General features: G+C 73.4%; 17 protein-coding genes, 1 tRNA gene and 1 riboswitch. Of the genes, 15 read left to right on the top strand and 3 right to left on the bottom strand.

Annotated elements, in window-relative coordinates; all coding sequences use genetic code 11:
- Positions 1-176: 176 nt before the first annotated feature.
- Positions 177-1,115: a sucrase ferredoxin gene (locus ACIP67_RS33250; protein WP_401696777.1), complete on the bottom strand. Its 939-nt coding sequence runs from the start codon at positions 1,113-1,115 to the stop codon at positions 177-179.
- A gap of 323 nt (positions 1,116-1,438) precedes the next feature.
- Here ACIP67_RS33250 and ACIP67_RS33245 point away from each other — a divergent pair, with 323 nt between their 5' ends.
- Positions 1,439-2,653, top strand: a complete 1,215-nt coding sequence (locus tag ACIP67_RS33245) for a CobW family GTP-binding protein (RefSeq protein ID WP_401696775.1) — start codon at positions 1,439-1,441, stop codon at positions 2,651-2,653.
- Positions 2,654-2,926: 273 nt separating this feature from the next.
- Here the strand turns inward: ACIP67_RS33245 and ACIP67_RS33240 are convergent, their stop codons facing one another.
- Positions 2,927-5,383: a DNA topoisomerase (ATP-hydrolyzing) subunit A gene (locus tag ACIP67_RS33240; protein WP_401696774.1), complete on the bottom strand. Its 2,457-nt coding sequence runs from the start codon at positions 5,381-5,383 to the stop codon at positions 2,927-2,929.
- 323 nt (positions 5,384-5,706) lie between these two features.
- On the opposite strand from ACIP67_RS33240, the gene ACIP67_RS33235 reads away from it, so the two are divergent.
- From ACIP67_RS33235 to ACIP67_RS33220, 4 genes are all read left to right on the top strand, one after another.
- On the top strand, positions 5,707-7,089 hold the full coding sequence (locus tag ACIP67_RS33235; protein WP_401696773.1) for a M16 family metallopeptidase: 1,383 nt from the start codon (positions 5,707-5,709) through the stop codon (positions 7,087-7,089).
- Complete coding sequence (locus ACIP67_RS33230) at positions 7,086-8,474, top strand: M16 family metallopeptidase (protein ID WP_401696770.1); 1,389 nt, start codon at positions 7,086-7,088, stop codon at positions 8,472-8,474. The genes ACIP67_RS33235 and ACIP67_RS33230 overlap by 4 nt, the downstream gene beginning before the upstream one ends.
- 257 nt (positions 8,475-8,731) lie before the next feature.
- Positions 8,732-8,899, top strand: a riboswitch (cyclic di-AMP (ydaO/yuaA leader).
- Between the two features lie 13 nt (positions 8,900-8,912).
- Positions 8,913-9,668, top strand: a complete 756-nt coding sequence (locus ACIP67_RS33225; protein WP_401696768.1) for a M23 family metallopeptidase — start codon at positions 8,913-8,915, stop codon at positions 9,666-9,668.
- 343 nt (positions 9,669-10,011) lie between these two features.
- Positions 10,012-10,704 (top strand): GntR family transcriptional regulator, encoded by a 693-nt coding sequence (locus tag ACIP67_RS33220; protein WP_401696766.1) that lies wholly within the window; start codon positions 10,012-10,014, stop codon positions 10,702-10,704.
- A gap of 400 nt (positions 10,705-11,104) precedes the next feature.
- Here the strand turns inward: ACIP67_RS33220 and ACIP67_RS33215 are convergent, their stop codons facing one another.
- Positions 11,105-11,386 (bottom strand): HPr family phosphocarrier protein, encoded by a 282-nt coding sequence (locus tag ACIP67_RS33215; RefSeq protein WP_389515717.1) that lies wholly within the window; start codon positions 11,384-11,386, stop codon positions 11,105-11,107.
- A gap of 176 nt (positions 11,387-11,562) precedes the next feature.
- On the opposite strand from ACIP67_RS33215, the gene ACIP67_RS33210 reads away from it, so the two are divergent.
- The 10 genes from ACIP67_RS33210 (at position 11,563) to ACIP67_RS33165 (ending at position 25,031) form a co-directional block, all read left to right on the top strand.
- Positions 11,563-14,472 (top strand): GNAT family N-acetyltransferase, encoded by a 2,910-nt coding sequence (locus ACIP67_RS33210; RefSeq protein ID WP_401696765.1) that lies wholly within the window; start codon positions 11,563-11,565, stop codon positions 14,470-14,472.
- Positions 14,473-15,151: 679 nt separating this feature from the next.
- Positions 15,152-15,748: a DUF5998 family protein gene (locus ACIP67_RS33205; protein ID WP_401696764.1), complete on the top strand. Its 597-nt coding sequence runs from the start codon at positions 15,152-15,154 to the stop codon at positions 15,746-15,748.
- Positions 15,748-16,941, top strand: coding sequence for an alkaline phosphatase family protein (locus ACIP67_RS33200; RefSeq protein WP_401696762.1), 1,194 nt, complete (start codon positions 15,748-15,750; stop codon positions 16,939-16,941). The genes ACIP67_RS33205 and ACIP67_RS33200 overlap by 1 nt, the downstream gene beginning before the upstream one ends.
- A gap of 46 nt (positions 16,942-16,987) precedes the next feature.
- Positions 16,988-17,635, top strand: coding sequence for a thymidine kinase (locus ACIP67_RS33195; protein ID WP_401696760.1), 648 nt, complete (start codon positions 16,988-16,990; stop codon positions 17,633-17,635).
- 258 nt (positions 17,636-17,893) lie between these two features.
- Positions 17,894-17,966: transfer RNA gene (locus tag ACIP67_RS33190), tRNA-Arg, on the top strand.
- A gap of 108 nt (positions 17,967-18,074) precedes the next feature.
- Positions 18,075-19,208 carry a gala protein gene (locus ACIP67_RS33185; protein ID WP_401696759.1) on the top strand — a complete coding sequence of 378 codons (1,134 nt, stop codon included), beginning with the start codon at positions 18,075-18,077 and terminating at the stop codon, positions 19,206-19,208.
- Complete coding sequence (locus tag ACIP67_RS33180) at positions 19,205-21,055, top strand: ankyrin repeat domain-containing protein (RefSeq protein ID WP_401696757.1); 1,851 nt, start codon at positions 19,205-19,207, stop codon at positions 21,053-21,055. The genes ACIP67_RS33185 and ACIP67_RS33180 overlap by 4 nt, the downstream gene beginning before the upstream one ends.
- Positions 21,052-22,269 (top strand): AAA family ATPase, encoded by a 1,218-nt coding sequence (locus ACIP67_RS33175; protein WP_401696755.1) that lies wholly within the window; start codon positions 21,052-21,054, stop codon positions 22,267-22,269. Before ACIP67_RS33180 ends, ACIP67_RS33175 begins: the two co-directional genes overlap by 4 nt.
- An 11-nt stretch (positions 22,270-22,280) precedes the next feature.
- Positions 22,281-23,483, top strand: coding sequence for a VWA-like domain-containing protein (locus tag ACIP67_RS33170; RefSeq protein WP_401696754.1), 1,203 nt, complete (start codon positions 22,281-22,283; stop codon positions 23,481-23,483).
- Between the two features lie 99 nt (positions 23,484-23,582).
- Complete coding sequence (locus ACIP67_RS33165) at positions 23,583-25,031, top strand: hydrolase (protein ID WP_401696752.1); 1,449 nt, start codon at positions 23,583-23,585, stop codon at positions 25,029-25,031.
- Positions 25,032-25,079: the final 48 nt, after the last annotated feature.

Genomic DNA, 25,079 nt, shown 5'->3' with positions numbered 1-25,079 from the left:
TGTTCGGCCTGCCCGCGCCGGGGGCCGTTCGCAGCCCGTCGGCTGTTCGGCCTGCCCGCGCCGGGGGCCGTTCGCAGCCCGTCGGCTGTTCGGCCTGCCCGCGCCGGGGCCCGTTCGCAGCCCGTCGGCTGCTCGGCCCGCCAGCCGCCGGGGCCCGCTCGCAGCCCGTCGGCCGCTCAGCCCGCCAGCGCCGGGGCCCGTTCGCGCACCGCGACCACGTCCATGCTCGCCGGTGATCCGAGGACCGACGCCCCGCAGCTCTCCGGGCGGGGCGGCAGCGACGCGCCCTGCGCCACGACCACGCTCCAGTGCCGTCCGTCGCCGTGCTCGACGGTGACCTCCCAGCGCGGCGCACGGCCCTGCGTCCGGACGACACGGAGGGCCTCCGCCGCGTACTCACCGGTCGCCGCGCGCACGGCCAGTTCGGCTGCCTGGCCGGGCCGCTCCCAGGCCGAGCCGCCCCGGCAGCCCTCCAGGACGATCCGCCCCTCCCGGACACCGTGCAGCACCTCCTTGACGGTGTGTGCCTCGGCCCGGCCGTAGGCGTAGCCGTACGGCAGGACGAGCACGGTCGGGGAGAAGCGATGACCGCCCAGGTGGGTGACCTCCCACACGCCGTTCGCGCCCGAGGCGGTGAGTTCGGCCGCGAGGGGGCGGCCCAGCAGCGCGCAGCAGCGGTCGCGCTTTCCGTTGGTGCAGACGACGGCGAGCGGATCGCCGGTGTGGGGGCAGCCCCGGAGCGCGGTGTCGAAGCCGTGGTGGTCGCCCCGGCCGAGCGCGGCGAAGTCGATGTCCAGCAGCCGGCTCGGGTCGTCCGTCACGGCTGTGTGCAGCCAGACCCGTCCCGGCACCGTGTGGGCCGCGTACACGCGGCGCAGGGACGGCGCGCCGGGGTCCGAGTGGCGTCCGGGGCGCCGGATGAGGGCCACGCGGACGCCGGTGCCCCGGGCGGCCGCTGCCAGGGCGCGGCCGACCGCGGGATCGAGGTGGCTCGAGACCAGCGCGTCGGCCCCCCAGGGACCGGGCTGTTCCAGCAGGAGCCAGGTACTCGCCGTGGGCGCGGTTCCGGACATGGGCTCGTCGAGAGTCCGCGAGACGGCCGTGCAGGTACTCACGAAGGTGAGCCTAACCTGGCTTGACAGGGTGTGGCGCGCGGGGCGCACAGATGTCCCCTCTCCGGACCACGCTCCGGCCCACGCTCCGGCCCACGCGCGCGGAGGCGCGCCGCAACAGAGAAGTGGGCATGAGGGCCGCGCCGCCCGGCCCGGGTGACTCACGGCAGGACAGCGCCTTGCCCGACGTCCGCTCCGGGAGTGCTGCCGACCGGCGGTCACTTCGCGGTGATCTTTCCGGCTCGTATCCTGGGTCCGCACGCCCGTCCTCGGCCGTGCGCCGGGCTGAGAGCCGGTGCACGGGCAGGTCACAGAGAGGTCGCACGGTGACAGAGAGCCGCAGCCCGCATCAGATCCCGGTCGTCGTCCTCGCCGGATTCCTCGGCTCCGGCAAGACGACACTGCTCAACCACCTGCTCCACCGCAGCGGCGGCAGCCGGATCGGCGCGATCGTCAACGACTTCGGCGCCATCGAGATCGACGCCCTGGCCGTGGCCGGCGCGCTCGGCGACTCCACCGTCTCCCTCGGCAACGGCTGCCTGTGCTGCGCCGTCGACGGCGGTGAGCTGGACGTCTACCTCGAACGGCTGGCCCGCCCCGCTGTCGGCGTCGACGTCATCGTGATCGAGGCCAGCGGGCTCGCCGAGCCCCAGGAACTCGTCCGGATGGTGCTGGCCAGCGAACAGCCGGGGATCGTGTACGGCGGGCTCGTCGAGGTCGTCGACGGTGCCGAGTTCGACGCCACCCGTTCCCGGCACCCCGAGATCGACCGGCATCTCGCCCTCGCCGACCTCGTCGTCGTGAACAAGCTCGACCGTGCGCCCGACGCCGACCGGGTCCTCGGCCTCGTCCGCTCGCTCACCGACCGGGCCGCCGTCGTCCCCGCCACCTACGGCCGGGTCGATCCGGAGTTCCTCTTCGACTGCCGGCCGAGCGAGGAGCGCGTCGGACAGCTGTCCTTCGACGATCTGCACCTCCAGGACGACCCGGAGCGCGAGGACCACGACGAGGACCACGACGACCACCTGCACACCGCGTACGACAGCCTGTCCTTCGTCTCCGCGGTCCCCCTCGACCCGCGCCGGCTGATGCCGTTCCTGGACAGCCGCCCCGAGGGCTTGTACCGGATCAAGGGGTACGTCGACTTCGGCCCGCACGACCCCGGCAACCGGTACACCGTCCACGCCGTCGGCCCCTTCCTGCGCTTCTACCCCGAGCCCTGGGGAGCCGGGGAGGAGCGCCTCACCCAGCTCGTCCTCATCGGCTCCGGCATCGACGCGGACGCCCTCGGCAAGGAACTGGAGGCCTGCGCGAGCGACGCCCCGCACGCCGACGAGCACGGCATGTGGGGCGTCCTGCGCTACGTACAGGACCCTGAGGACCCTGCGGGCCCCGGAGATCCCCGGGCCCTCGATGCCCCCGAGGCCGCCGAGGACCGCGACGGCCTCGACGACCCCGGTGCCCCGGAGGACCTTGAGGACCCTGAGGACCTTGAGGATCGGGGCGGCCTTGAGGATCTGGACGGCCTTCGAGGACCTTGAGGATCTGGAGGGCTCCCGGGAGGAGCCCTCCACGGGGCCCCAGGTCCTGTCGTCACATTCCCGTCGTCGCCCGAAGGGCGGGCCTGGCGGCGTCAGGTGCGTGCTCTGGGGGTCCCCCCGGCCGAGGGCTGGGGGAGTGCCGGGCCCTGACCCTCGTACTGGATGTACTCGGGTCAGGGCCCGGTGCGGCGAGTGGGGGCACCGCCCACGCCGTTCAGGCAGTGGGGGAGCGTGCAGGGCGTCGCAGGGCAGACGGGAATGTGACGACAGCCCCTAGACCGGTCCCGCCACCACCGACACCGTCTTCGCCAGCGACACGCCCGAGCCGTCGCGGCGCGGGTCGATCTCCGGGAGCTCGGCGGGAGTGCCGTTCTTCTGCGCGGCTCGCGCCGGGGCGGCACCCGCCCAGGCCAGGGCCAGGCAGTCCTCGCCCTTGAGGAACCGGTGGCAGCGCACACCGCCCGTGGCGCGGCCCTTGCGCGGGTACTGGTCGATCGGCGTCAGCTTGGCGGTCGTCTGGACGGAGTCGTCCAGGGTGCCGCGCGAGCCGGCCACGGAGAAGACCACCGCGTCCACCGCCGGGTCCACCGCCGTGAACGAAATCACCTTGGCGCCCTCGGTGAGCTTGATGCCCGCCATGCCGCCGGCCGGGCGGCCCTGCGGGCGCACCTGCGAGGCCTGGTAGCGCAGCAACTGGGCGTCGTCGGTGATGAAGACCAGGTCCTCCTCACCCGTGCGCAGCTCGATCGCGCCGACGATCCGGTCGCCCTCCTTGAGGGTGATGACCTCCAACTCGTCCTTGTTGGACGGGTAGTCGGGCACCACGCGCTTGACGATCCCCTGCTCCGTGCCGATCGCCAGACCCGGGGACGACTCGTCGAGGGTGGTCAGGCAGACCACCGTCTCGTCGCCCTCCAGGGAGACGAACTCCGCCAGCGGGGCACCGCCCGAGAGGTTCGGCGCCGACGCCGTGTCCGGGAGCCGCGGCAGGTCGATGACGTTGATCCGCAGCAGCCGGCCCGTCGAGGTGACCGCGCCGATCTCCCCGCGGGCGGTGGCCGGCACCGCGGAGACGATCACGTCGTGCTTGGTGCGCCTGCCGTCCGCGTCCTCGGTGAAGGGCTCGGCGTTCGCCGTACGGGCCAGCAGTTCCGTCGAGGAGAGCAGCACCCGGCACGGGTCGTCGGCGACCTGGAGCGGTACGGCGGCGGCCGTGGTGCCCGCCGACTCCAGCAGGACCGTACGGCGCTCGGAGCCGAACTTCTTGGCCACCGCGGCCAGTTCGCCCGAGACCAGCTTGCGCAGCTCCGCGTCGGACTCCAGGATCCGGGTCAGCTCGGCGATCTCCTCGTTGAGCTTCTCCTTCTCCGCCTCCAGCTCGATGCGGTCGTACTTGGTCAGCCGGCGCAGCGGCGTGTCCAGGATGTACTGGGTCTGGATCTCCGACAGGGCGAAGCGCTCGATCAGGCGCTCCTTGGCCTGCGCGCTGTTCTCGCTGGAGCGGATGAGGCGGATGACCTCGTCGATGTCGACGAGCGCCGTGAGCAGGCCCTCCACCAGGTGGAGGCGGTCGCGCCGCTTGCTCCGGCGGAACTCGCTGCGGCGCCGGACGACCTCGAAGCGGTGGTCGAGGTAGACCTCGAGCAGCTCCTTCAGGCCCAGCGTGAGCGGCTGGCCGTCCACCAGCGCCACGTTGTTGATGCCGAAGGACTCCTCCATCGGCGTCAGCTTGTAGAGCTGCTCCAGGACCGCCTCCGGCACGAAGCCGTTCTTGATCTCGATGACCAGGCGCAGGCCGTGCTCGCGGTCGGTGAGGTCCTTGACGTCGGCGATGCCCTGGATCTTCTTCGAGCCGACCAGGTCCTTGATCTTGGCGATGACCTTCTCGGGGCCGACCGCGAAGGGCAGCTCCGTGACCACCAGGCCCTTGCGGCGGGCGGTCACGGTCTCCACCGACACGGTGGCGCGGATCTTGAAGGTGCCGCGGCCCGTCTCGTACGCGTCCCTGATGCCGGAGAGGCCGACGATACGGCCGCCGGTGGGCAGGTCGGGACCGGGGACGTGCCGCATCAGGGCGTCCAGGTCCGCGTTCGGGTAGCGGATCAGGTGGCGGGCGGCGGCGACGACCTCGCCCAGGTTGTGCGGCGGCATGTTGGTGGCCATGCCGACCGCGATGCCGGAGGAGCCGTTGACCAGGAGGTTCGGGAAGGCGGCGGGCAGTGCCACCGGCTCCTGTTCCTGGCCGTCGTAGTTGGGCGTGAAGTCGACCGTGTCCTCGTCGATCGACTCCGTCATCAGGCTCGTCGCCATGGTCTGACGGCACTCCGTGTACCGCATGGCGGCCGGCGGGTCGTCGTTGCCCAGCGAGCCGAAGTTGCCGTGGCCGTCGACCAGGGGCACGCGCATGGAGAAGGGCTGGGCCATGCGCACCAGGGCGTCGTAGATCGACGCGTCGCCGTGCGGGTGCAGCTTGCCCATCACCTCGCCGACGACACGGGCGCACTTCACGTAGCCGCGCTCGGGGCGCAGGCCCATCTCGTTCATCTGGTAGACGATGCGGCGGTGCACCGGCTTGAGACCGTCGCGTGCGTCCGGCAGGGCGCGGGAGTAGATGACCGAGTACGCGTACTCGAGGAAGGAGCCCTGCATCTCGTCCACGACGTCGATGTCGAGGATCTTCTCCTCGTACGAGTCGTCGGGCGGCGGGGTCTTCGTGCTGCGGCGGGCCATCGCTGCCGGCTCCTCCTGTTTCCTGGGCGCTCGCCTACGGGACGCTCGCGGCCCTTCGGCTCACTCTTGCTGAAGCGTGTGACGAGATCTGATGCGGACCATTGTGGACCGTGGCACTGACAGCGCGGGCCGGGGCCCGGGCGTCGGCGTCCGGCCCGGCCGGAGGGGTGTCTCCTGCACGGCTGCCCGCAGGCTACGCGATCTCGCTCTGGGCGTACGTCGTCCGGGAACTTCGCCGACGCTCCGCGCGCTTGCATACAGTGGCAGGACCGGCAGGAAAAGCGCGGTTTCGACGACCGCGTCCGCGATCGGAAGGGACGTACATGCCCATGGGTCACACGGCCACAGCCCAGGCAGGCTCCGGGGGCCTGACAGCGACCGAGCACCGCCTGGCCAACGGCCTGCGCGTGGTGCTCTCAGAGGACCACCTGACCCCTGTAGCGGCGGTGTGCCTCTGGTACGACGTCGGTTCGCGCCACGAAGTCAAGGGGCGTACCGGTCTTGCTCACCTTTTCGAGCACCTGATGTTCCAGGGCTCCGCCCAGGTCAAGGGCAACGGCCACTTCGAGCTGGTCCAGGGTGCGGGCGGCTCGCTCAACGGCACCACGAGCTTCGAGCGCACCAACTACTTCGAGACCATGCCCACCCACCAGCTGGAGCTCGCGCTCTGGCTGGAGGCCGACCGCATGGGCTCCCTGCTGACCGCCCTGGACGACGAGTCCATGGAGAACCAGCGGGACGTCGTCAAGAACGAGCGCCGCCAGCGCTACGACAACGTCCCCTACGGCACGGCCTTCGAGAAGCTGACCGCCCTCGCCTACCCGGACGGCCACCCCTACCACCACACCCCGATCGGTTCGATGGCCGACCTGGACGCGGCGACGCTGGAGGACGCGCGCGCGTTCTTCCGCACCTACTACGCGCCCAACAACGCCGTCCTGTCGGTCGTCGGCGACATCGACCCGGAGCGGACGCTCGCCTGGATCGAGAAGTACTTCGGCTCCATCCCCGCCCACGACGGCAAGCCCGCACCCCGTGACGGCTCCCTGCCCGACACCATCGGCGAGCAGCTGCGCGAGGTCGTCGAGGAGGAGGTCCCGGCCCGCGCCCTGATGGCCGCCTACCGTGTGCCGCAGGACGGTACGCGCGCGTGCGACGCCGTCGACCTGGCGCTCACCGTCCTCGGCGGCGGCGAGTCCTCCCGCCTCTACAACCGCCTCGTCCGCCGCGACCGTACGGCGGTGGCGGCCGGCTTCGGCCTGCTGCGGCTCGCCGGCGCGCCCTCCCTGGCCTGGCTGGACGTGAAGACCTCCGGCGACGTGGAGGTGCCCGTCATCGAGGCCGCCATCGACGAGGAGCTCGCCCGGTTCGCCGAGGAGGGCCCCACGCCGGAGGAGATGGAGCGGGCCCAGGCCCAGCTGGAGCGCGAGTGGCTGGACCGTCTCGGCACGGTCGCCGGCCGCGCCGACGAACTGTGCCGCTTCGCCGTGCTCTTCGGCGACCCGCAGCTCGCCCTGACCGCCGTCCAGCGCGTGCTGGACGTCACGGCGGAGGAGGTGCGGGAGATCGCCGAGGCCCGCCTGCGCCCCGACAACCGGGCCGTGCTGGTCTACGAGCCCGTTGAGGGCGCTGAAGAAGGCGCCGAAGGCGCCGAGGGCACCGACGACACCCCCGACGCGGACGAGAACGAGGAGGCGGCCAAGTGACCGAGCTCGCCACGATGGACTTCCACCCCCAGCCGCAGGCGGGCGACGCCAGGCCGTGGGCGTTCCCGGCCCCCGCGCGCGGGACGCTCGACAACGGCCTGACCGTCCTGCACTGCCACCGCCCGGGGCAGCAGGTGGTCGCCGTCGAGATCTTCCTCGACGCGCCCCTGGACGCCGAGCCGACCGGTCTCGACGGTGTCGCCACGATCATGGCGCGGGCCTTCTCGGAGGGCACCGACAAGCACTCCGCCGAGGAGTTCGCCGCCGAGCTGGAGCGCTGCGGCGCCACCCTCGACGCGCACGCCGACCACCCCGGCGTCCGGCTGAGCCTGGAGGTTCCGGCCTCCCGCCTGGCCAAGGCCCTCGGTCTGATCGCCGACGCCCTGCGGGCGCCCGCGTTCGCCGACAGCGAGGTCGAGCGCCTGGTGCGCAACCGCCTCGACGAGATCCCGCACGAGCTGGCCAACCCCTCCCGGCGTGCCGCCAAGGAGCTCTCCAAGGAGCTCTTCCCGGCCGGCACGCGCATGTCGCGTCCGCGCCAGGGCACCGCCGACACGGTCGAGAAGATCGACTCCGGGGCCGTCCGGGCCTTCTACGAGAAGCACGTCCGCCCCGCCACGGCCACCGCGGTGGTCGTCGGCGATCTGACGGACATCGACCTGGAAGGGCTCCTCGGGGACACCCTGGGCGCCTGGACGGGCTCCTCGGCGCAGCCGCGGCCGGTGCCGCCGGTGACCGCCGACGACACCGGCCGGGTCGTCATCGTGGACCGCCCCGGCGCCGTCCAGACGCAGCTGCTGATCGGCCGCGTCGGTCCCGACCGGCACGCGCGCGTGTGGCCCGCGCAGGTGCTCGGCACGTACTGCCTCGGCGGCACCCTCACCTCCCGCCTGGACCGCGTCCTGCGCGAGGAGAAGGGCTACACCTACGGCGTGCGCTCCTTCGGCCAGGTGCTGCGCTCCGCGCCGGACGGCACGGGCGCCGCGATGCTCGCCATCAGCGGCTCCGTGGACACCCCCAACACCGGCCCCGCGCTGGAGGACCTCTGGAAGGTGCTGCGCACCCTCGCCGCCGAGGGGCTCACCGACGCCGAGCGGGACGTCGCCGTGCAGAACCTGGTCGGGGTCGCGCCGCTGAAGTACGAGACCGCCGCGGCCGTGGCCGGCACCCTGGCCGACCAGGTCGAGCAGCACCTGCCCGACGACTACCAGGCGACGCTGTACCAGCAGCTCGCCGCGACCGGCACCGTGGAGGCCACCGCGGCGGTCGTCAGCGCCTTCCCGGTGGACCGCCTGGTGACCGTGCTCGTCGGTGACGCGGGCCGGATCAAGGACGCGGTCCAGGCCCTGGGCATCGGTGAGGTGAAGGTCGTCCCGGCCGAGTAGCCGCGGGGCTCCACCACCCACGGCGAGGCACGCGCCCCGAGGTGACACGGGTGTGTGCGGGGCCCTGGTGACCGGCCGGTCACCAGGGCCCTTCGATGTCTTCCGATGTCTGAAAGGGATGTCCGAATTGGGGGAGAGGCTGCCTGTCTGCCCTGTGGCATGCGCTACAAAAACCGCGGCACGTTTGGGGATTGATCGCGGGCGCGTCTAGGTTCGTCCGGGCTGTTCGTCGGGCAGTGCGCCGCATCCGCGGCACCGGACAGCCATCGCCGAGTCCCCGTACGGCGCGAGCCAGGGGAGCCGGGGACCCAACGATGAAGTCCCTGGGGTGAATCGGACGCCCGCGCGTGTCGCGAGGGGGTCCGTAGGAGACCTTCCTGCTCCGAACCCGTCAGCTAACCCGGTAGGCGAGAGGGAAGGAAAGGACCGCTCAACTTCATGGCGTTCACCTGCGCCACCGGGAAGCACCGTCGTCCCGGCCGGATGAAGCGCACCTCCGCCCGCGCGGCGGGCATCGCGGCGCTCACCACCACCGGCGTCATCGGCACCGCCGCCTCCGGTCCCGCCCTCGCCGCGGAGCCCTCCGCCGAGCAGACCGGCCTCATCCCCGTCGTCACCATCGGCGACACGGTCGCCGAGCGGATCGACGAGCAGGCCACCGCGCAGAAGCAGGCCGCCCAGGCGGCGGCCGCGCGCAAGGAAGCCGCCGCCGAGGCCGCCGAGAGGGTCAAGGAGGAGCGCGAGGCACGTGCCCGCGCCGCCCGTGAGGCCGAGCGCAAGCGCCTCAACACCTTCGTGGCGCCGATCACCGGCTCCTACGTCTCCACCTCCTACCGGGCGAGCAGCTCCCTGTGGTCGTCCGGGAGCCACACCGGCATCGACTTCCACGCCTCGACGGGCACCACCGTGCACGCGGTCGGGGCCGGCACCGTCGTCGAGGCGGGCTGGGGCGGTGCCTACGGCAACCAGATCGTGCTCCGGATGAGCGACGGCACGTACACCCAGTACGGCCACCTGTCGTCGATCAGCGTCTCGGTGGGGCAGAAGGTCACCGCCGGCCAGCGGATAGCCCTCTCCGGCGCGACCGGCAACGTCACCGGCCCGCACCTGCACTTCGAGGCCCGCACGAGCGCCGAGTACGGCTCGGACATCGACCCGGTCGCCTACCTCCGCAAGCACGGTGTGAGCCTCTGACGACGTCCGGGGGCTCGGCCTCCGGCGCCACCCGGTGACGCATGCGAACCGCCGGCACCACCGGCCGCCGGCACCACCCGCCCGCCGGCACCGCCCCGCGACGCGTGCCCGCCCGGCGACGCGTCCCCGCCCGGCGACGCGTCCCCACCTGTCACGGCACCCGGCGACACATCCTCCCGCCCCGGCCCCTGCGGCCGGGGCTTTCGCCGTTTTCCTGCGCCTCGCTGTCCAAAAAATATCCCTGGATTCCGGCTCACCGTCGGAATGTGCGGCTCACTGCAATAGAGTCACTGAACACACGTCATTCGTCGACGTTTCACGGGGATTAAGGCGGAGGTCGGTCATGCGTATTCCGGCGCACTCGGTGTGCACGGCCATCCGGGACGACATCGTCGCGGGTGTCTACGAGCGCGGCAGCCGCCTCACCGAGGAACTCCTCGCCCGCCGCTACGGCGTCTCCCGCGTCCCCGTCCGGGAGGCGCTGCGCACGCTGGAAGCGGAGGGATTCGTCGTCACGCGGCGGCACGCGGGCGCGTGCGTCGCCGAACCGACCGAGCAGGAGGCCGCCGACCTGCTGGAGATGCGCACGCTCCTGGAGCCGCTCGGCGCCTCCCGGGCCGCCCAGCGGCGCACCGAGGCGCACCTCAAGGTGCTGCGCGGCCTCGTCCGGCTGGGCCAGGAGCGCGCCAGAAGGGGCAGCAGTGAGGATCTGCGCTCCCTGGGCGGCTGGTTCCACGAGACGCTCGCCCAGGCCTCCGGCAGCCATGCCCTGACCTCGACGCTCACCCAGCTCCGGCACAAGATCGCGTGGATGTACGCGGTGGAGGCGCCGGCCAACCCGGTGGAGTCCTGGGCGGAGCACGGCGCGATCGTGGACGCGGTGGCGCGCGGGGACGGCGATCGCGCGCGGTCGCTCACGGCGCTCCACACCGAGCGCTCCTCCACCGCGCACCGGCTGCGCTTCGCGGGCGGAGAACGCCAGGACCGTGTGAGGACTTCGCAACACGTCGTAAACATGTCGGGCCCGCGTCATTAACACGAGGGCCGTATACAAAGAAGGGATATTCGGCGGAGGTGTATTTCCGCTGCCCATTTCTCGGCGCGCCGCAGAATTTCTGGTGGCGCGTCGTCCGCATGCTCACGCGCTTGATTCGGCCTGCTTCCGACAATTTCCCCCGGCAGGCCCTCCGAATCTCCCGGCAGGCCGTCGGAACCCTCGGCAGGCCCTCCGAACCCTCGGCAGGGCTCCGCATCTGCGGCAGGCCCTCCGAACCCTCGGCAGGCCCTCGAACCCTCGGCAGGGCTCCGCATCTGTCGGCAGGCAGGCCCTCCGAACCCCTCGGCAGGGCTCCGAATCCCTCGGCGCGCCTCCGAAAAGGGCGGAGCCGCGCCGCCCGGTGGGGGCGGCGCGGCTGCGTGCGCGCGGTGAGCGGGGCTCAGACGGTCTCGGGAAGCTCCTCGAGCCCCTCGGAGACCAGCTTGGCCAGCCGGTCGAGGGCGATGTCCGCGCCCTCGGCCTCGGAGGCCAGGACGATCTCCTCGCCGCCCTGGGCGCCCAGGCCGAGGACGGCCAGCATGGAGGCCGCGTTGACGGGGTTGCCCCCCGCCTTGGCGATCGTCACCGGGACGCCTGCGGCCGTGGCGGCTCGGACGAAGATGGAGGCGGGGCGGGCGTGGAGGCCCTCGGCCCAGCCGACGTTGACGCGGCGCTCAGCCATGTGTTGCTGCCCTTCGGTGTTCAGGGTTGTCTAGACCAGTGTTCCACACGTGAAGCGTGCCCGGAACGGTGCTGTCCCGTGCCGCCGTGGTCGCCGGGCCGCGGCCTCGGCCCGACGTTCCGTCCTCCACAGAGTGCCCCGCGCCGTTGTCGTACGCGAGCCGTACTCTGGGCCCCATGCAGAGCGCGCCGGACCGGCACGAGTACCCCGCCCACTGGGAAGCCGACGTGGTGCTGCGCGACGGCGGCACCGCGCGCGTCCGCCCCATCACCGTCGACGACGCCGAGCGCCTGGTCAGCTTCTACGAGCAGGTCTCGGACGAGTCGAAGTACTACCGCTTCTTCGCGCCCTACCCGCGTCTGTCCGCCAAGGACGTCCACCGCTTCACGCACCACGACTTCGTGGACCGGGTGGGACTCGCGGCCACGGTCGGCGGCGAGTTCATCGCCACCGTACGCTACGACCGCATCGGCGCCGACGGCATGCCCGCCTCCGCCCCGGCCGACGAGGCCGAGGTCGCCTTCCTCGTGCAGGACGCCCACCAGGGCAGGGGTGTGGCCTCCGCGCTCCTGGAGCACATCGGGGCCGTGGCGCGCGAGCGCGGCATCCGCCGGTTCGCCGCCGAGGTGCTCCCCGCCAACACCAAGATGATCAAGGTGTTCACGGACGCCGGGTACACCCAGAAACGCAGCTTCGAGGACGGCGTCGTCCGCCTGGAGTTCGACCTCGAACCCACCGAGCGCTCCCTGGCCGTCCAGCGCGCGCGGGAGCAGCGCGCCGAGGCCCGCTCCGTGCGCCGGCTGCTGGTGCCCGGCTCGGTCGCCGTCGTCGGCACCGGCCGCGCCCCCGGCGGCGTCGGCCGCAGCGTCCTCGGCAACCTGCGGCAGGCCGGCTTCACCGGCCGTCTGTACGCCGTGAACAAGGCGTTCCCCGAGGACCTGGAAGAACTCGACGGGATACCCGCCCACCGCTCGGTGCGCAAGGTCGACGGCCCCGTCGACCTCGCGGTCGTCGCCGTCCCCGCCGAGCAGGTGCCCGAGGTCGTCGCCGAGTGCGGCGAGCACGGCGTGCAGGGACTCGTCGTCCTCTCCGCCGGCTACGCCGAGAGCGGTCCCGACGGACGCGAGCGCCAGCGCCAACTCGTGCGGCACGCGCGCGCGTACGGCATGCGGATCATCGGTCCCAACGCCTTCGGCGTCATCAACACCTCACCCGGGGTGCGGCTGAACGCGTCGCTGGCTCCGCAGATGCCCCGCACCGGCCGCATCGGCCTGTTCGCCCAGTCCGGTGCCATCGGCATCGCCCTTCTCTCCCGTCTGCACCGCCGGGGCGGAGGAGTCACCGGCGTCACCGGCGTGTCCACGTTCGTCTCCTCCGGCAACCGCGCGGACGTCTCAGGCAACGACGTCCTCCAGTACTGGTACGACGACCCCGACACCGACGTCGCCCTCATGTACCTGGAGTCCATCGGCAACCCCCGCAAGTTCACCCGCCTGGCCCGGCGTACGGCGGCGGCGAAGCCGCTGGTGGTGGTGCAGGGCGCCGGATCCGCCCCCCAGGGGCACGCCGTACGCGCCACCCGGCTGCCGCACGCCACGGTGTCGGCGCTGCTGCGGCAGGCCGGCGTGATCCGCGTCGACACCATCACCGAACTGGTCGACGCCGGCCTGCTGCTCGCCCGCCAGCCGCTGCCGGGCGGCCCCCGGGTGGCCATCCTGGGCAACTCCGAGTCGCTCGGCCTGCTGACGTACGACGCGTGCCTCGCCGAGGGGCTGCGCCCGCTGCCGCCGCGGGACCTGACCACGGAGGCGTCGGCGGAGGACTTCCACACGGCGCTGACGGGCGCCCTGGCCGACGAGACCTGCGACGCGGTCGTGGTGACGGCCATCCCCGCGATCGGCGAGGCGTCGCCCGGTGACGCGGAGCTGGCGCAGGCGCTGCGCTCGGCCGCGGCCACCGGCCCCGCCAAGCCGGTCCTCGTGGTGCACGTGGAGCTCGGCGGCCTCGCGGAGGCACTGTCGGCCGCCACGAGCACCGCCCCCCGCCCCCGGGCCGCGGCGCCTGCCCCGGGAACGGCGGCGCCTGCCCCGGGAACGGCGGCGCCGGGGTCCCCGGACACCGCCGTCCCGGTCCCCGCCCTTGTGGCCAAGGCCCCTGCGACCGAGGCCCCCGTAACCGAGGCCCGTGTGGCAGAGGCCCCTGAGGCAGAGGCCCCTGAGGGCGCCCACCTCATCCCCGCCTACCCGGCCGCCGAACGCGCGGTCCGCGCCCTCGCCGAGGCCGTGAAGTACGCGCAGTGGCGCCGCGAGGCCGCCGACCCCGGCAAGGTGCCCGAGTACGACGACATCGACGAGAAGGGCGCCGCCGAGCTGATCGTCGGCCTCCTCGCGCGCGGGCAGGGCCTCACCCTCGGCACCGACGAGACCTGCGCGCTGCTCGGCCGGTACGGCATCGACGTACGCCGGGCGACCCCGGCCCCGACCCCGGACGAGGCCGCGCGGGCCGCCCGGGCCCTCGGCTACCCCGTCGCCCTCAAGGCCACCGCCCCCCACCTGCGTCACCGCGCCGACCTCGGAGGCGTCCGGCTCGACCTCGCGGACGAGGAGCAGCTGCGCCGGGCCTACGCCGAGCTGACCGGCCTCTTCGGCAGGCCGCAGGAGGTGCGTCCGGTCGTCCAGGCCATGGCCCCGCGCGGGGTGGACACCGTCGTCCGGGCCGTCATCGACCCGGCGGCCGGAGCCGTGCTCTCGTTCGGGCTGGCCGGCGCCGCCTCCCAGTTGCTCGGCGACATGGCGCACCGCCTGGTCCCGGTCACCGACCGTGACGCGACGTCCCTGGTCCGCTCGATCCGGACGGCACCGCTCCTGTTCGGCTGGCGCGGCTCGGCCCCCGTCGACACACCCGCGCTCGAAGAGCTGCTGCTGCGCGTCTCCCGGCTGGTCGACGACCACCCCGAGGTCGTCGCCGTCACGCTGGAACCGGTCGTCGTCGCCCCGCACGGCCTGAGCGTCCTGGGTGCCTCCGTCCGTCTCGCGCCCCCACCCGCCCGCGACGACCTCGGCCCGCGGACCCTCCCGGCGTACTGACGACCGCGAGCGCTTCCCGACGGCCCCGCCCGAAGCCCCGCCGCCGCGCGCTTCCCGGCGTCCTCGGCGCCCTCGGCGCCCTCGGGGTTCTCGCGTCGTTCTCCCGTCCGACGGGCACCCGGTGCCCCGGGTCCCCCACGTGCGGGTGCTCCGGTTCCCCCCGGGGTTCCTCACATGCGAGTGCCCCCTGGGTTCCCCGTACCCGGGTGGTTCCCGGCGCCCCTTGGTTCCCCGTGCCCGAAGGCACCCGGTGCCCCCTGGGTCCTCCACACGCGCGTGCCCCACACCCGGGTGGTTCCCGGCGCCCCTTGGTTCCCCGTGCCCGAAGGCACCCGGTGCTCCCCGGGGTCCTCCATACGCGCGTGCCCCACACGCGCGTGCCCCCTGGGTCCCCACACCCGGGTGGTTCCCGGCGCCCCTGAGTTTCCCCGTCCCGGGCACCCCCGGTGCGCTCGCCCCCGAGCACTCCCGCCCCCCAGGACCCACATCCGGACACTCCCGGCGGACGCGGCCGGCTCGCTGCTTCTGGCCTGGGCCGCGCCTCTGGCCTGGGCCGCGCCTCTGGATCGCCCTGGACGCACCCGGTGTCACGCGGCTCCCCGCGCCCGGACGCTCCCGGGGGACGTGAGGTTTCCCCTCGGTCGTGAGAGGTCCCTCGCAGTCAGTGGGTCCCCGTAGGATGGACCGCATGGCCAAGACCAGTACGACGACCCAGGGGCTGCGTGCGGCGATCGAGCGCAGCGGCTACTACCCGGCCCTCGTGGCCGAGGCGGTGGAGGCCGCCGTGGGCGGCGAGCCCATCCGGTCGTACCTGGTCCACCAGGAGACCACCTTCGACCAGAACGAGGTCCGCCGGCACGTGACCGTGCTGGTCCTCACCGGCAACCGCTTCATCGTCAGCCACACCGACGAGCAGGCCGCCGACACCACCTCCCCGACCCCCTACGCCACGACGTCCACCGAGTCCGTGAAGCTCGGCCGGATCTCGTCCGTCGTGGTCAGCCGCGTGGTCGCCAACCCCGAGTCGTACACGCCCGGCACCCTGCCCCGCGAGGTCGTGCTGACGATCGGCTGGGGCGCCGTGTCGCGCATCGACCTGGAGCCCGCCGCCTGCGGCGACCCGAACTGCGACGCCGACCACGGCTACACCGGCAACTCGACGGCGGACGACCTCAGCCTGCGCGTCAGCGAGGCCGGGGACGGACCGGAGACGGTGCGCCAGGCCCTCGTGTTCGCCCAGGCGCTCTCCGAGGCGACCGCGGACCCCACCCGCTGATGGCTCAGCCCGTCTGGGACCACCCGGAACCCCTCGCCCTCTCCTCCGCCCCCGTCCCCGAGTACGGCACCGGCTCCCTCGCCGACCTGCTGCCCACGCTGGCCGCCGGCATGGGCGTACCCGGTATGACCGCGGCGATCCGCGAACTGGCCCCGGCCGACCGCGCCTGCGTCTTCCTGATCGACGGCCTCGGCTGGGAACAGCTCAAGGCCCACCCGGACGAGGCGCCCTACCTGCACGCACTCCTCGGCAGTTCGCGCGGCGGCACCGGCCGCCCGCTCACCGCCGGCTTCCCGGCGACCACCGCCACCTCCCTGGCCTCCGTCGGCACCGGCCTCCCGCCGGGCGCCCACGGCCTGCCCGGCTACACCGTGCGCGATCCCGCCACCGGCGAGCTGATGAACCAGCTGCGCTGGCAGCCGTGGACCGAGCCGCGCGCCTGGCAGCCGCACCCCACGGTGTTCCAGCTGGCGGCCGCGGCCGGTGTGCACGCCGCGCAGGTGTCCTCGCCCACCTTCGAGAACACCCCCCTGACCAAGGTCGCGCTCAGCGGCGGAACGTTCCTCGGACGCCTGACCGGCGAGGAGCGGATGGACCTGGCGGCCGCCCGGCTCGCGGCCGGCGACCGCTCCCTGGTCTACACGTACTACTCGGAACTCGACGGCGCCGGTCACCGCTACGGCGTCGCCTCCGACACCTGGCGCGGCCAGCTCATGACCGTCGACCGGCTCGTCCAGCGCCTCGCCGAGCAGCTCCCGCCGCGCAGCGCGCTCTACGTCACCGCCGACCACGGCATGGTCGACGTGCCCTTCGACGAACAGCACCGCATCGACTTCGACGAGGACTGGGAGCTGAGCGCGGGAGTCGCCCTGCTGGGCGGCGAGGGCCGCGCCCGGCACGTCTACGCCGTACCGGGCGCCGAGAACGACGTCCTGACCTGCTGGCGCGAGGTGCTCGGCGAGCAGTTCTGGGTGGCCTCGCGGGACGAGGCGATCGACGCGGGCTGGTTCGGACCGCCCGCCGGGATCGACGAGCGCGTGTACGCCCGCCTGGGCGACGTGATCGCCGCCGCCCGGGACGACGTCCTGCTCATCGCCTCCCAGCGGGAGCCCAACGAGTCGGCCATGGTCGGCAACCACGGCTCGATGACCCCTGCCGAGCAGCTCGTCCCGCTGCTCGAAGTACGCTCCTGAAGCGCCGCATCCCCGTTCTCCTTCGCCGAAAGGTGCTCATCCCCCCATGCCCGAGCTGGTCTTCTTCTCCGGAACCATGGACTGCGGGAAGTCGACGCTGGCTCTCCAGATCGAGCACAACCGCTCCGCGCGCGGCCTCCAGGGCATGATCCTCACCCGCGACGACCGCGCGGGCGAGGGCAAGCTCTCCTCCCGCCTCGGCCTGGTCACCGACGCCGTCGAGGTCAAGGACGGACAGGACCTGTACGCCCACCTCGTCGACCACCTCTCCCACGGCGGGCGGGCGGACTACGTGATCGCCGACGAGGCCCAGTTCCTCGCCGAGGAGCAGATCGACCAGCTCGCGCGGGTGGTCGACGACCTCGGCATCGACGTCTACGCCTTCGGCATCACGACCGACTTCCGCTCCAAGCTGTTCCCCGGCTCGCAGCGGCTCGTCGAACTCGCCGACCGGGTCGAGGTCCTCCAGGTCGAGGCGCTGTGCTGGTGCGGCGACCGCGCCACCCACAACGCCCGCACGGTCGGCGGCGTGATGGTCGTCGAGGGGGCCCAGGTCGTCGTCGGCGACGTCGACCAGGCCGACACCGTCGGGTACGAGGTGCTCTGCCGCCGCCACCACCGCCGCCGCATGACGGCGGCGACGGCCCGGGCCGCGGCACTCTCCCCCGACGTGCTGCCGGTCACACCGGCCTGATCCCCGCTCAGCCGGCACGCGCGCACCGCGCCGGTCGACGGCGCGTCGCGAACCGCCGCCCGCGGCAGGCACCGCCGGCATGTCCGTTGCCCGGAAGCCGGTTGCCCGGAAGCCAGTTGCCCGGAGGCCAGTTGCCCGGAAGCCGGTTGCCCGGAGGCCGGTTGCCCGGAGGCCGGTTGCCCGAGGCCGGTTCCCGGGCGCCGAAGTCGCCGACAACTCCTCGCCGCCGCAACGAATATGGCTATGATCACCCCAGGCAAGGCTGTAGCGCAGAGGTCGTCGCGCCCTAGCATCGAGCTGGAGGACGTCGGTTCGAATCCGGCCAGCCTTGCCGCCCTTGTCGTGGAGGAAATCGATAGGCGTCGGTCCGTCCTGGGCGGGCGGGGGGCGATGCCGCCCTCGGCGAGCCGGGCACCGGCGATGGACCGGTGGAGTGGTGATGACGCAGCCGACACCCGTACGCTGCCCGGCGATCGAACACCCGGACATCCCGGTCGTCGATCCCACCCGGCTGGACCCGCTGCTGGCCCGGCTGAGGTCGGCGCAGACGGTCGACACCGACGAGACCTTCCCCCTCGGCACCGTGCGCGCCGACGGACGGGTCGACCTGTGCAAGCAGGGGCTGGGCCCGGCCGGAGCCGCCCGCCTGATGCCCGTCGCCGCCTCCTCCCCGCACGCCGCGCACGTCCTGCTCGGCACCAACTCCATCGGGGACGAGGGAGCCACGACGGTCGCGCGGGCACTCCTCGACGGCCACGGCCTGCGCACGCTCTACCTCGGCTGCAATCGCATCGGCCCGGAAGGAGCCGGCGCGCTCGCCACCGCGCTGTCGACGGACGACACGGTCCGCGCGCTGTGGCTCAAGCGCAATCCGGTGGGCGATGACGGCGCCCTCGCCCTCGCCGCGATGCTCCGCCGCAACACCACGCTGCGCACCCTCGACCTGGTCAACACCGGCCTCACCACCGAGGGGCTGCGCGCCCTGCTCGACGCCCTCACCAGCCGCCCCCGCCCGGTGGAACGCCTCTTCCTCGGCGGGAACGGCCTGACCGCGGAGGCCGCCGGGCTGCTGGCGGCACTGATCCGCGACGCGGGGGTGCGCGAGCTGTACCTGCCCGCCAACCACCTCGGCGACGAAGGTGCCGCCGTCCTCGCGGCCGCGGCCGACTCCACGCGGCCCGTACGTCTCGGACTGGGCGGCAACGGCATCGGCCCCGCCGGCGCGCGCGCCCTCGCCGGAGCCCTGGCCGGGATCGAGGCGCTCGACCTCGGCCGGCCGATGTCCGAGCGGAGCCTCGGCGCCACCACCAACTCCACCGGCGACGACGGCGCCCGCGCGCTGGCCGCCGCGCTCCCGGGCAGCCCCCTGCGCCGGCTGGAGCTGTGCCACACCGGGCTCACCGGTCGGGGCGCGAAGTCCCTGCTGGCGGCCGTGCCGGACGACTCGCCGCTGGAGTACGTCGGTCTGGGCCCCGGTCTGCCCCGGAAGGTCAAGCGGTCCTTCGGCCGGCGCCTGCGGCCTGCGGCCGGGGCCCACCCGGACCTGCGCGCGATAGGAAGTGTCTACCGTTGAGCCCCCGCCCCCGCCCCCGCCCCGAACTCCTGAGCTTCCCTCCTGAGGAGGCGGCGAGCCGACGGCGGATCCGCCGCTACGCGGTGCCCCGGGACATGATCGAGCGCGCGGCCGAACGCCGTGCGGCCGGCGACTGGCGCGGGGCGTGCGCGGCGGCCGGCGTGGACGTCGCCGTCGACCTGCCGGAGGTCGCCGAACACTGGGGCCACGACGTCGCCGCGGCTCTGGAGGACGACCTTCGCCACCTGGTACCGGACCTGGTGCGCTGGCACCTGCCCCGGCTGCTCGGCGGGCGGACCACACTCGACACCAGCCGGACCGTGGTCCTCGCCCGCTACCGTCCGGTGGACGCGGCCGAACGCCCCCGCTCCACGCCCTACCTCCACCTCACCACGCCCGAGATGATCGAGGGCCCGCAGCGGATCACCCTGCGGTTCGGGACGGGCGTGGGCGAGAAGGCCGTAGGCGTCTTCGGGCGCCTCACCGAGGACTGGCGCCACGCCCGGTACCTGTGGGACGCCCGGCACACCGCCGGACTGGCCTCGCGGTGCGGCGGCGAACGGCCGCCGTTCTTCCACCCCGACGGCAGGCCGCGCACCGCGGACGAACTGCCCACCGCCGACCCCGGCCCGGCGGACCCGGCGGCCCGCGCCGAGTGGGTCACCCTGCTGCACCAGAACGGCGACGTCCGGGCGGCCTTCGCGGTGGCCGGGATCGAACTCGACCTGACACCCCCGACCGGCCCCGGCTGGTACCGGGTCGACCCCGAGCAGCTCATCGGCGGACTCGCGCTCGACCACACCCGCCTGGCGCCGGAGATCCGCCGACTGGCGGACCAGGGCCTCGGGGACCGCTTCGTCATCGCCGGCGACTGGCGGACGAACGTCCTGCTGGAGCCGGCGGCGTCCGGTCCCGGCACCGGGCTGCGGGCCAGGGCCGCCGACCAGGGCGACACGGAGAACGTGCCCTTCCTGGCCGAAGCCCTCTGGCGCAGGCTCCCCGACCTCGACCTGATGCGGGCCGGCGGGGTCGAGCCGCAGCATCTGCACCCACTGGTCCGCGAGGCGCTGTTCCCCGCCCTCGACGTCACCGGCGGTCCCGTGGGCCCGCCCGGTCCCGCCACGCCCGCCCCCGTCCGGGTCAGGTGCCGCGGCGCATGGCACGAGGTGGGATTCCGCCCGGGCGGTCTGCTGACCATGCCGCACAGCGACGACGAACAGCGGCGCGAGCAGGCCCTGCGCGCGTTCGGCGGCGCCGTCGCCGGGTGCTTCGCCGTCCAGCAGACGTGGACGTCGGGCGAAGGCCGGCTGCCGAAGGCGCTGCGCGCCCAGCGCCAGGACCTCTTCCTGCGCGCCCAGCACGGCGACACCCACGGCGTGCTCGCCCTCCTGGACGCGGGCGTGGACCCCCGGGTCCGCGACGCCGGCGGGCGCACGCTGCTCCACGTGCTGCACCAGCTCGACCACGAGCCGCTCCTGCCCCGGCTGCTCGCCGAGGGACTAGACCTCGAGGCGCTGGACCACCGGCACCGCACACCGCTGTTCGTGGCGGTCAACGACGGTGGTTCCAGAGCCCTCGTGGAGGCGTTCCTCGCCGTCGGCGCCCGGATCGACGTGGTCGACGAGTCGGAGCTCTCACTGGCCCAGACCGTCCGCCGCTACAAGCGCCACGACCTGGCCTTCCTCCAGGAGCGCGTCCAAAAGGAACACCCGGGCGTCGGCGCCGACTGGTGGGACGAGTGGATGGACGAGAGGGAAGAGGACGACGAGGACGACGACGAGGACGACGACGGCGAGGACGAGAACGACGGCGAGGACGAGAACGACGGCGAGGACGAGGACCTGTGAGCACCGCCCCCACCACCCCCACCGCCGCCCGGACCGGGGCGAACCCGCTGGCCGCCGCGGACGACCTGGTCGGCAGGCTGCGCACCCGGCGCACCGAACCCGCCGCCAACCCCCAACTGGAGGCCCTCGCCCTGGCCGTGACGGCCAATCAGCCCGTCCTGCTGTGGGGTGAACCGGGCATCGGCAAGTCGGCCGGTCTGGAGCAGCTCGCCGCGGGGCTCGGCCTTCCGCTGGAGACGGTCATCGCCAGCGTGCACGAGCCGTCGGACTTCGCCGGGCTGCCGATCGTCGGGGACGACCCCGCCGTGACCGGTGTGCCCATGGCCCCGCCCGACTGGGCGGTCCGGCTGACCCGTGCCGGGCAGGGCCTGCTCTTCTTCGACGAACTGTCCTCGGCGCCTCCGGCGGTGCAGGCCGCGCTGCTGCGGGTCGTCCTCGAACGCCGGGTCGGCAGCCTCCTCCTGCCCGACGCGGTGCGCATCGTCGCCGCCGCCAATCCGCCGTCCAGCGCCGCGGACGGCTGGCACCTGAGCCCGCCGCTCGCCAACCGCTTCGTCCACCTCGACTGGACCCACGATCCCCGCACCGTCGCGCGCGGCATGGCGGGGACCTGGCCGGAGGTGGCCGTCCCCGCGGTCGACCCGGCCAAGGTGCCCGGCGCCGTCGCGCGGGCCCGCGGCGCCGTCTCCGGCTTCCTCACCGCCCGGCCGGGCCTGGTCCACCACATCCCGGCCGACGCCGAGAGCCGGGGTCGCTCCTGGCCGTCCCCGCGCACCTGGGAGATGGCACTGCGGCTGCTCGCGACGGGGTACGCGACCGGCGCCGGCCGCGAGGCGCTGGCCGCCGCGCTCACCGGCGCCGTCGGGGACGGCGCGGGCATCGAACTGCTGTCGTACCTGGAGAACCTCGACCTGCCGGACCCCGAGCGCGTCCTCGCCGACCCCGAGGCGTTCGCGCTGCCCGAGCGCGGCGACCGCCAACTGGCCTTCCTCATCGCGGTGGTCGCCGCCATCCAGAGCGATCTCACCCGGCCCCGCTGGGAGGCGGGCTGGACGGTCCTGGCCAAGGCGGTGGACGCGGGCGTGCCGGACGTGGCCGCCCGGGCCGCCACCGACCTGGCGGCGATGCGCCGGCTCGACTGGCCCGTGCCGGCCGGCATCGACGGCTTCCTGGACCTGCTACAGATGTCCGGGGCCCTGCCCGGCGGCCGGTGAGGCGCGCGGGCATGCCGGCATCCCGCGGGGACCTGGACATGACGAAGCTGCTCGCTGCCCGCTACCGGGCGGCGAGCGACCGGCCGTATCTCGCGTCGGCCCTGTACGCCCTGACCCTCGTGCCCAGCCCCGAGGTGCCGACGATGGGCGTCGACCGGCACTGGCGCTGCTACGTGTCACCCGCCTTCGTCGACGCGACCCCCGTGGAGGAGCTCGCGGGCGTGTGGGTGCACGAGGTGGCGCACCTGTTGCGTGACCACCACGGCCGCGCCGACCGGCTCCCCGCCGCCGACCAGCGCGACCGGCACCGCGTCAACGTCGCGCAGGACTGCGAGATCAACGACGACCTCCTCGCCGACGGTCTGCGCCTGCCCGACGGGCGCGCCGAACCCCGCCTCTTCGGCCTGCCCGCCGGTCAGTTGTTCGAGGCGTACCTGGAGCGGCTGCCGGCGCACGTACGCGGACACGACTGCGGATCGGGCGCCCACGGCTGTCCCACGCCCTGGGAACTCCCGGCATCGGCGGGCCCCGCCCGGCTCGGCGAGGTCGAGGCCCAGGCGCTGCGCCGGCACACCGCCGAGGCGATGCGCGCCCACCAGCGCAGCCGCGGCACCCTGCCCGCGGGCTGGCAGCGCTGGGCCGAGGAGGTCCTCGAACCCACGGTGGACTGGCGGCAGGCGCTGTCCGGCGCCGTCCGGGAGGCCGCCGCGTGGGCCGGCGGGGCCGTCGACTACACCTACCGCCGCCCGTCGCGCCGCACACCGGCGCTGCGCGGCGTCGTCCTGCCGAGCCTGCGCCGTCCGCTGCCCCGGGTGGCCGTCGTCGTCGACACCTCGGGCTCGATGGGCGACGCGGAACTCGCCGCCGCCCTGGGCGAGGTCACGGGCGTCCTGCGCGAGGTCGGGGTACGGGGCAACCGCGTCACCGTCCTCGCCTGCGACGCCGACGTGCACGCCGTCTCCCGGGTGACGGCCACCGAGCAGATCGCCCTCGGCGGCGGTGGCGGCACGGACATGCGCGTCGGCATCGCCGCCGCCCTCGCCGCCCGGGACCGCCCGGGCATCGTCGTCGTCCTCACCGACGGGTACACGCCCTGGCCCGACGAAACTCCGTCCTGCCGCCTCGTCGCCGCCCTGATCGGCCCCGAGGCACCCCAGCCCCCGGGCTGGGTGGAGACCGTGCGCATCCCCGCCGGCTCTCCCGAACGAACTTGACGCCCACTGAGAGCGGGGCAGCCGGTCCCGCCTCTTCGGGCACTCTTCTTGCCCCATTGCTTCCTGACTCGGCGCCTTTGCTGCGTTTAAAGTCCGGGAGTGAGCCTCTGGACTTCCCTCGAACCCGCCTCCGCGACCGTGGACCCGGGTGGCAGTACGACGGTACGGCTGCGTCTGCGCAACACCGGTGACGTGGTGGACGAGTACCGCTTCGAGGCGGTGGGCTCTGTCGCCCCCTATACCGTCGTGGAGCCGCAGTCGCTGCGGTTGTATCCGGGGACGACGGGGTCGGTGGAGCTGACGTTCGCTCCGCCGCGTACGCCGGACGCGACGGCGGGGCCGAATCCGTACGCGGTGCGGATCACGCCGACGGAGCATCCGGAGGCGACGACGGTTCCCGAGGGGAACCTCACCATCACTCCGTTCACGGAAATGCGGGCGGAGCTGGTGCCGCCGACGGTGAAGGGCCGTTTCCGTGGCCGTCCGAGACTGGCCGTGGACAACCTGGGCAACACGAAGCTGACGGCGTCGGTGAGCGGCAGCGACAACGGTGATCAGTTGTCGTACGAGATACGTCCGAGCAATGTGCAGATCGAGCCGGGCCGCGCGGCGTTCGTGGAGACGACGCTGAAGCCGCGGCAGATCACCTGGTTCGGGTCGGCGGAGAACCGGCCCTACACCCTGGCGGTGCAGCGGTCGGGTGTGCCGCCGCTGGCCGTGGAGGGCACGTATGTGCAGCGGGGTTTCCTGCCGCGCTGGCTGGCGGTCTTCCTCAGTTTCTCCATGGCGCTGGCGATCACGGCCGTGATGCTGTGGATCGCCTACAAGCCCCAGGTGCGCAGCGCCGCCACCGAAAGGCTCGAACAAGCCGCCATCAGTACGCTGCCGCCTTCCGCCTCACCGACCCCAGAGGCACCGAAGGCCCCGTCCGCCGACGTCACGGCACCCCCGGTCACGGCCGAGACACAGCAGGCCGACGGAGACGGAGACGGAGCCGGAGACGGGTCCGGGGGTGGTGGTTCCGAGGAGGAGGAGACCGAGGCACAGGAGGAGACCGCGGCGACCGCGGTCCTGCAACTGGCCGCGAAGGACCCGAGCGCACGGCACATCTGCTACCGCGTCTATACGTCGGACCAGGGCTGGTCCGAGGCCGTGTGCGACGGCGTGACGGCGGGCTCGGCGGGCTCGGGGACACCGCTCAAGGCCGTCAACGTCGCCGTGTCCGCAACCAACGGCACATCCGGCAACGCCTACGTCCATAACCCCGCGTCGACCAATGGCGAGGGGTACTACCCCGGTCCCTGGTCGAGTGCCGCCGACGGCGTCGACAACTACGTCGGAAGCACCGAGAAGGACGCCCCGAACATGCTGGGGCACATCATCAACGTCGATGACGGCGCCAGCACCGTCTGCCAGTCCGCCTACGTCAAGGACGACGGCTGGACCAGCTCGGTGTGCAACGACCCCGGCTCCACCACGTACAACTTCAGCTACGCCGGCACCTGGGACAACGACTCGTGGATCGAAGCGGTCAAGCTCACGGTGTGATCCGAAGCGCCGTTCCCCGGCATACGAGAGCCCTGCCGTCCGAAAGGA

Origin of the sequence: Streptomyces sp. NPDC088812 (genome assembly GCF_044750285.1) — a bacterium.
Classification (GTDB): Bacteria; Actinomycetota; Actinomycetes; order Streptomycetales; family Streptomycetaceae; genus Streptomyces.
This window is presented reverse-complemented; position numbering and strand designations above follow the sequence as displayed.

Coding starts and splice junctions, on each gene's coding strand:
- ACIP67_RS33240 (WP_401696774.1), bottom strand. CDS start 5,383: ATGGCCCGCCGCAGCACGAAGACCCCGCCGCCCGACGACTCGTACGAG.
- ACIP67_RS33235 (WP_401696773.1), top strand. CDS start 5,707: ATGCCCATGGGTCACACGGCCACAGCCCAGGCAGGCTCCGGGGGCCTG.
- ACIP67_RS33225 (WP_401696768.1), top strand. CDS start 8,913: ATGGCGTTCACCTGCGCCACCGGGAAGCACCGTCGTCCCGGCCGGATG.
- ACIP67_RS33220 (WP_401696766.1), top strand. CDS start 10,012: ATGCGTATTCCGGCGCACTCGGTGTGCACGGCCATCCGGGACGACATC.
- ACIP67_RS33215 (WP_389515717.1), bottom strand. CDS start 11,386: ATGGCTGAGCGCCGCGTCAACGTCGGCTGGGCCGAGGGCCTCCACGCC.
- ACIP67_RS33210 (WP_401696765.1), top strand. CDS start 11,563: ATGCAGAGCGCGCCGGACCGGCACGAGTACCCCGCCCACTGGGAAGCC.
- ACIP67_RS33205 (WP_401696764.1), top strand. CDS start 15,152: ATGGACCGCATGGCCAAGACCAGTACGACGACCCAGGGGCTGCGTGCG.
- ACIP67_RS33200 (WP_401696762.1), top strand. CDS start 15,748: ATGGCTCAGCCCGTCTGGGACCACCCGGAACCCCTCGCCCTCTCCTCC.
- ACIP67_RS33195 (WP_401696760.1), top strand. CDS start 16,988: ATGCCCGAGCTGGTCTTCTTCTCCGGAACCATGGACTGCGGGAAGTCG.
- ACIP67_RS33185 (WP_401696759.1), top strand. CDS start 18,075: ATGACGCAGCCGACACCCGTACGCTGCCCGGCGATCGAACACCCGGAC.
- ACIP67_RS33170 (WP_401696754.1), top strand. CDS start 22,281: ATGCCGGCATCCCGCGGGGACCTGGACATGACGAAGCTGCTCGCTGCC.